A 7,034-nucleotide genomic window follows, 5' to 3' on the forward strand; every position below is an offset into this window, starting at 1 on the left:
GGGGGGAACCCCCGAATAAAACCGCCGCTAAATCCCCCTTGGAAAGGGGGACTTTGACCGGATCTGAGCAAGCTTTTTAAGGGGGTTTGGGGGATTCAGATCTCGAAACGAAGTCTAACCAACTTGTGTATACACCGTAGCTTATAAAGGGGGGAACCGGACTCTTAGTCCCTCTTTTTAAGGGGGATTTAGGGGGATTTCTAGGGTTTTCGCTTCTAACTAGAGATGTGTATACACGGTAGCTTATAAAGGGGGGGTAAGATCGACCTAAATCGAAGTCTCTTAGAGTTGTTGTCAGTATCTAGACACGATTGGTAGAGATAATATTAAACCGATTTAACGTTTAACTCAGCTAATTTTTTACGGCGTTTGAGTACCATTTTGGCTCCAAAACCCGCAAACATTAATGTACCGATAACATTAGAAGGTTCGGGTACTTCAGTTGCAGTCGCATTCACGCGATTCCAACCAATGACATCGAATGCCCGCAGATCGTTTTCGGTAACTATTCCCAATTGACCGTTAGAAAAAGTTGGATTCATAATTCCTAATTCAGCAATGCTGCTGGAGGTACTATCTTTCCAGTGACTTGCTTGTTGCCCGTCGCCAAATTCCTGCCCTGTTGCCAAACCACCAATGCTAGTAGCTCCACGATCGAATGACAAGTATTTAGCGCGTGTATCTGCCGTCCAATCGATCGCACCAGCCGCCACACTGTCTGCCGAATAACGGAATAGATCTAGGCTGTTGACAAAGGTAAATTGGTCGTCAAAAAACGGGCCATTAATTGGCGGACTATTACCATCTAAAACATCGACACCGCTAGTAAAGCCCAGTGCGTGCCCAATTTCATGCGTCGCCACCCCAATAAAATCAAACTTATTGAAATCGATCCCATCGTCTGGATTGAAATCAAAAGCAAAACCAGTGCTAAACGTAATCTCAGCATCAGAACCAACCGTTAATGCGTTTGTAGGCGAAGTTCTGATAGTCATGTCCCGATTCATTTCGGGAGCGGGAACGCTACCCAGTATTGTCGCGATGTTTGTAGTGCGCGCTGCGGGCAGACCACCACTTAATCCGAGGGCTTTAGCATTAGCACTAGAGATATTCACCATCGAGGTATTTGCACCGCTGGTATCTAAGTAGGGGGTCGCACTCCCAACTCCGTTCGGATTATTAGTCGTGCGGTTGATTAGCGTATTAAATGAGGTTACCCCTGAATTTACTGTTTGATTTGGCAAATTTGTTACTGCAAGTCGATCGTCGGCTGAAGTCCGGTCTGCTCTGAGCGCATTCGCAATATCGGAATAGTTAAACATCCGACGGCTAGAACCAGCCTGTGCCAAAACACCAGGAGCTAATGAGGTAAAGTCAATATCGATGATAACGTTGACATTATCTGTAAACAATGAAGACCAGCGATCTCCTGCTGCTTGGAATCCATCAATTGCCGCTTGTGAAGTACCTGCTACTGGTCTGAACGTAAATGTCAATGCACTAGCAGGTGTCATCGCACCACTACTAGCAACTCCACTTAACGCAATCCCAGTTATCGCAGCCGCTTGCTTGAATTTCACAACGTAGGTCTTCATCTGTAGTAGGTGCCGAATTAATTGATTTCATTATTATATTCATGCCGAGGATAAGATACCGTAAAAACACGGAGGTTAATACGACTTGCCAAATTTGCACCCGTAATAATGCGGAAATCGATCGGTTAAACCACGCAGATCGGTCGCAAATTAGCCGCAAATTTCTAGTTAATGTCAGTAACAATACGTAAAGCGATTTTATCCTTGTAGGCTTCGTTGGCGGAGCCTCTCTGTTCGCGGAGCGTCCCGTTCGCGGAGCGTCTCGGAGAGAAGGGAAAGAGAATCGCACTCAAATCCGATCCCCGCACTAGCAACAGCCGATTTTACGGATGACGAAATTGGTGTAAATCCCCCTAAATCCCCCTTGGAAAGGGGGACTTTAAAAGCCCCCTTTCCAAGGGGGTTGGGGGATTCAGATCTCAAAACGAAGTCTATCCAACTTATGTATACACCGTAGGCTTGGGAGAGGGGTTGGGGGTGAGGGCAAAATCTATGATTCATACCCCAATTCAGCAACGCCAAAATAAAATCCCAGCGGTTGCAAGATGGAGCAACCGCTGGGATTAGAGAAGCATAAATTTTAGAATGATTTGGCAGTCAATTTGGCAAGCTTTTGGCGGCGTTTGAGCACCATTTTGGCTCCAAAACCAGCAAACATCAACATGCCGACAATGTTTGAAGGTTCGGGTACTTCAGTTGCAGTCGCGCTTGCCCGATTCCAACCAATGACATCAAATGCGCGCAGATCGTTTTGGCTAATTACACCTAATTCGCCATTGGTGAAAGTTGGATCCATAATCCCCAATCCGAGATTGTCTTTCCAGTGACTGGCTTGCTGTCTATCGCCAAAGTTGGTTCCCGTTGCCAAATTACCAAGATTGGTACGTCCACCATCTAGGGAGAAATACTTAGATCGAGTATCCGCAGTCCAATCGATCGCATTTCGAGCCGTACTATCCGCCGAATAACGGAACAGATCTAGGCTGTTGACAAAGGTAAATTGGTCGTCATTAAATAGCCGAGGAGGAGTACTATTACCATCTAAAACATCGACACCACTAGTAAAACCTAGCGCGTGTCCGATTTCGTGAGTGGCAACTCCGACAAAATCAAACTGCTCAAAAACGATCCCATCATTAGGATTGAAATCAAAGTTAAAACGAGAACTAAACGTAATTGTCGCATCCGCACCAGGAGTGGCATTAGCAGGGGGACTATTAAGCGTGAAATCTGGATTAATCAGACTGCTGGGCACAAAACCATCTACGATAGTCTGATGTACGCTAGATCCCGCAGATTGCCCACCAATTAAACCGAGAGCTTTAGCATTAGCCGTAGAGATATTTACCTGTGAGGTGTTGTTGCCAGTGTTGTCTACGTATGGAGTTGCACTCCCACTGCCGTTAGGATTATTGCTAGTGCGATTGATGAGCGCGTTGAAGTTGGGACCACTCCGAAGACTGCTAACCGCCTGGTTATCGTCTGCGGAAGTTCGATCGGCATTTAGGGCAGTAGAAAACTCACTGTAACTATACCGCTGACGGTTAGAGTCTGCTTCTGCCAGCACGCCCGGATCTAAGGCGCGAAAATCAATATCAATAATAATGTTGACATTATCTGTAAATAGAGAAGACCAGCGAGCACCTGCGGCCTCAAATCCAGCCTGTGCCCGTGGGTCGATCGATCCTGATAGGGAATTGAAATTAAATGTCAATGCACTCACAGGTGCGAAAGCTCCACTGCTACCAATGCCACCAATGGCAAGTCCAGTTATTACAGCAGCTTGCTTGAGTTTCACAACGTAGGTTTTCATTGTTTGTAGTTGCAGAAGTAATTTGGTTCATTATCATATTCGCGAAGAGAATTCGATACCGTAATCATACACATAGTAGGTATGAAGTTTGAACTCGTATCAGCCATTTAACTTACGTCGATCGCCATCGATCGGTGACAATATGCAACCAGATAACCGAGATCGCGTGAATTTCGAGCGAAAATCTGTAATAATACCTATCCCCTGTAGCAGCAAGCGGTTACAAAGCCGCTCTGTCCGTCAAATTGACTCCTGTCTAAACGATCGGCAAAAATACGTATTAATATGCAAAAAAATGCACTAGCAAATTTGCTAGTGCGAAGAAAAAAAGATAATAAATTTAATGTGAAGAGATCGTCTCGATTTGAAATTACAGTCCAGTGATGAAACCGACGATACCGTGTCCGGTTAAAACTTCTTGAATTAAGAGTGCGACGAAACCCAACATTGCCATGCGACCGTTAAGTTTCTCTGCGTACTCAGTCCAACCAGCCTGAGGACCATCGGTAACATACATTTTTGGCTCGATCGCGAAGTTATTCTCTCTGCCGTCGTTGTCGATGAATGTTTTGCCTTGCATGATGATTACCTCAGTTAACTGGTGCGATAAATATTTTTGCGTTTAAACTAACAGGTGAGTAGTTACTCAAACTTGGAACTACAGTCCAGTGATGAAACCGACGATACCGTGTCCGGTTAAAACTTCTTGAATTAAGAGTGCGACGAAACCCAACATTGCCATGCGACCGTTGAGTTTTTCGGCATACTCAGTCCAACCAGCCTGAGGGCCTTCGGTGACATACATTTTTGGCTCGATCGCGAAGTTATTTTCTCTGCCGTCGTTGTCGATGAAGGTTTTGCTTTGCATAATTGGTTCCTGAGCTACTTGCTCTATAAATATTTAGTTATGTAAACTAATATAACGAAGTCTTTACAAAAAAGCAAGCATTATTTACAAAATTATCGATCGTATTTAGGCGTTAATTAGCTTGTTTGCAGATCCAGAGCTAGTTACAGCGTTATAAATTGCCGATCGCCACAGCTAGCTAAATGTAAAATTGATGCGATCGACTGCATCAATCCGTGTTTACAATTCGATCGCAAATAACAATGAACCAGTCCCAGCCCGATATTACCGTCACCATCAAGCTGTTTGCAATTTACCAAGAAACCTTGGGGATGCCCGAAATATCCTACCAGTTCCCCCCAAATACGCCCGTAAAGGCAGTATTAGACCGCGCGATCGCGACCCAGCCTCAATTAGCAAAATGGCGCGATGTCACGCGATTTGGCATCGATCGCGAATTCGTCACTCCCGATACCACCATGCACGACGGCGACGAAGTTGTCTTAATTCCACCTGTGAGTGGGGGGTAGGTTTTAGGGTTTAGGCTTTAGTGAATAGTGAATAGATTTTGGAATAATCCCCCCGTCTCCCCGTCTCCCAGTCCCCCCGTTCCTCACACCCCTACTCCCCACTCCCCACTCCCGCAGGATAAATACTGCAACGGCTGTCAATTTCTAGCCAGTGGTAGTAACCGAGCGGTTGGAGTTTGGTGATAAATGCTTCGACAGAAAAACCACTGCGACTGCTGCGGTGAGCGATTTGCTCTAAAAACATCGTCCGGAAAGCATAATTAATGACAGCATCGCCTTTAAGTAACATTAGTTGGGTAATAGCAGCGAGATGCTCGATATCTGCATCTAATCCCAAACAGATCGTGTCGATCGCAAAATCGGCGAATTCGGCAATGTCTAATGCAATCGGTCGATCGATCTGAGGATTCCACGACTCTAAATGTAATGCCCATTGAGTCTCAAAAGCTGGAAACTCCAGGAGAATAATCTCCATACAATTGGTACGATCGATCTGAATATAGTCCATACACTACTAGTTCTGATGACTAATCACTTAAATGAGGCGATCGCGCTACTCCAGTCTGCTACCCAAAGTCTAACAGAATTAGCGGCAATGCCAGTCGAAAGACAACCTTTGAGAGAGACTGTTAATACTACTGTAGAACAGATTCATCGCGCATTAGCCGAACTCACTGCTACTATTAATCCCCCCTCGCTGGATAGAATTCCGGTAGAAATCTTAACAAAAGCCGATCGATTGGGTATTCCATTGGACGACATAGAAATACGAGTAGCAATTACAACTCACCATTTAAGCCAAGTTATCGGTATTCTCAATGAAATCGAACAAAGATTTGTAGAAATCCGCCGCGTGCGGGAATACTTATTAGTAAGGTTGCCAGATATCCCGATCGAACAACTCGGCTCTCGGCTGCCACTATATACTGCGGCTGACTTTGAGTGGAATGAACCCCGGCTTTCGCCGCCAGAGTTAGCTGCCATTCGAGCTAAATATCAGATCGATCGCCTATTACAACAACCACCGCGTCATTCTACCGACTTATTTGAACAAATCGAAGCTGCCGATCTTGCCTGGGAACAAGCACTAGTCGATCGACAGTCAGCAGCTACAAATGATACTAACGATCTCCGTGATTTACCATTTTAAATGAGGGGATAGAGAATAAGGGGTAGCATCTAAATTTTCAACTTATTCTATAAAGAATCTGCCAATCGACAGAAAAATTTGTCCCCTAAAACCTAAAACCTAAAACCTAAAACCTAAGATATACCCCGATGAAACTAACTACTACCATTGCGACGACTACAATCTTGCTGTTGACTGGTTTTACAGCCACCGCGCAAGCCGAAAATCTTTCCCACCTGCGCCAACTACTATCTACCAAAAATTGCCAGCAGTGCGACTTGACTGGATCGGGATTAGTAATGAACGATCTCGCTGGTGCTAAATTAAACCAAGCAAATCTCGTCGGTGCAAATCTCAGCCGCACTAACCTGATGGGTGCAGATTTACGCGGCGCAAATTTGTCGGGGGCATCTTTATATGGAGCCAATCTTACAGGCGCGGATTTACGCGGGGCAAATTTGACTGGTACCGATTTACGATCGGCTTACCTGACAAATGCTAACGTTAAAGGCATCGATATTAGCAGTGCTTATCTTCAAGGTGCGGTAGGGATTCCGACTACTTTGGGTAGCGCGGATGACTTTTATAAGTGGGGTTTTGCCGAGTGGCAGAAAAATGAGTTTGCCAGTGCGATCGAAAATTACGATCGGGCGATTAGTCTCAAACCCGAATTTCCAGGCGCGTATCTTGCCAGAGCGATGGCAAAATTCCGGATGCAAGATGATAGCGGCGCGGTGAAAGATGCTCAGGCAGCCGAACGCCTGTATTTCGCTAAATCCGATCGTCAGGGTACTCAAGTCGCTCAAGCATTGCTAGCCAAAATCAAGCTCGCCAGCCAACCCAGCGATGCGAACCCCAATGTTGGCAACGGGAATATGGTTGATTTATTCACTGGGTTGAGTTCGATGTTACTCAAGTTTTTCTAAATAGACATCTGGAATCTCTTGGAGATGCCGCGTAGTCTTTTACCCCACCCCAGCCATCCCCTTATAAAGCGGATGCGCTCACTGTCCGGGTTCCCCGGCAGTGATAGCGGCGTTTTTATTCGGGGGTTCCCCCCGAATAAAAAAACGACAAGACAGCGCACCAAGCAGGGGAGGGAGCAAGAAAGCCCCCCCTT

The 7,034-nt window shown here is 45.7% G+C and carries 8 protein-coding genes; 3 read left to right on the forward strand and 5 right to left on the reverse strand.

The features are described from left to right. Positions 1 to 326 precede the first annotated feature (326 nt). The 4 genes from RMO79_RS07670 to RMO79_RS07685 form a co-directional block, all read right to left on the reverse strand. Entirely contained in the window at positions 327 to 1,595 is a 1,269-nt protein-coding gene (locus tag RMO79_RS07670; protein ID WP_310482524.1) for an NF038122 family metalloprotease, read from the reverse strand. 580 nt (positions 1,596 to 2,175) lie between these two features. Then, positions 2,176 to 3,408: an NF038122 family metalloprotease gene (locus RMO79_RS07675; protein ID WP_310482525.1), complete on the reverse strand. Its 1,233-nt coding sequence runs from the start codon at positions 3,406 to 3,408 to the stop codon at positions 2,176 to 2,178. 370 nt (positions 3,409 to 3,778) lie between these two features. Next, complete coding sequence (locus tag RMO79_RS07680) at positions 3,779 to 3,988, reverse strand: chlorophyll a/b-binding protein (RefSeq protein WP_310482526.1); 210 nt, start codon at positions 3,986 to 3,988, stop codon at positions 3,779 to 3,781. A 78-nt stretch (positions 3,989 to 4,066) separates the two neighbouring features. Next, positions 4,067 to 4,276, reverse strand: coding sequence for a chlorophyll a/b-binding protein (locus RMO79_RS07685; RefSeq protein WP_310482527.1), 210 nt, complete (start codon positions 4,274 to 4,276; stop codon positions 4,067 to 4,069). 242 nt (positions 4,277 to 4,518) lie between these two features. Between RMO79_RS07685 and RMO79_RS07690 the strand changes: the two genes are divergently transcribed. After that, entirely contained in the window at positions 4,519 to 4,785 is a 267-nt protein-coding gene (locus RMO79_RS07690) for a MoaD/ThiS family protein (RefSeq protein ID WP_310482528.1), read from the forward strand. Between the two features lie 91 nt (positions 4,786 to 4,876). Here the strand turns inward: RMO79_RS07690 and RMO79_RS07695 are convergent, their stop codons facing one another. Continuing rightward, on the reverse strand, positions 4,877 to 5,293 hold the full coding sequence (locus RMO79_RS07695; protein ID WP_310482529.1) for a hypothetical protein: 417 nt from the start codon (positions 5,291 to 5,293) through the stop codon (positions 4,877 to 4,879). A gap of 15 nt (positions 5,294 to 5,308) precedes the next feature. Here RMO79_RS07695 and RMO79_RS07700 point away from each other — a divergent pair, with 15 nt between their 5' ends. Continuing rightward, the gene (locus RMO79_RS07700; RefSeq protein ID WP_310482530.1) at positions 5,309 to 5,935 is read left to right on the forward strand and encodes a hypothetical protein; all 627 of its coding nucleotides are present in this window, start codon (positions 5,309 to 5,311) and stop codon (positions 5,933 to 5,935) included. 128 nt (positions 5,936 to 6,063) lie between these two features. Beyond that, entirely contained in the window at positions 6,064 to 6,840 is a 777-nt protein-coding gene (locus RMO79_RS07705; RefSeq protein WP_310482531.1) for a pentapeptide repeat-containing protein, read from the forward strand. Positions 6,841 to 7,034: the final 194 nt, after the last annotated feature.

It is taken from the genome of Chamaesiphon sp. VAR_48_metabat_403 (assembly GCF_031422475.1).
Taxonomy (GTDB): domain Bacteria; phylum Cyanobacteriota; class Cyanobacteriia; order Cyanobacteriales; family Chamaesiphonaceae; genus Chamaesiphon.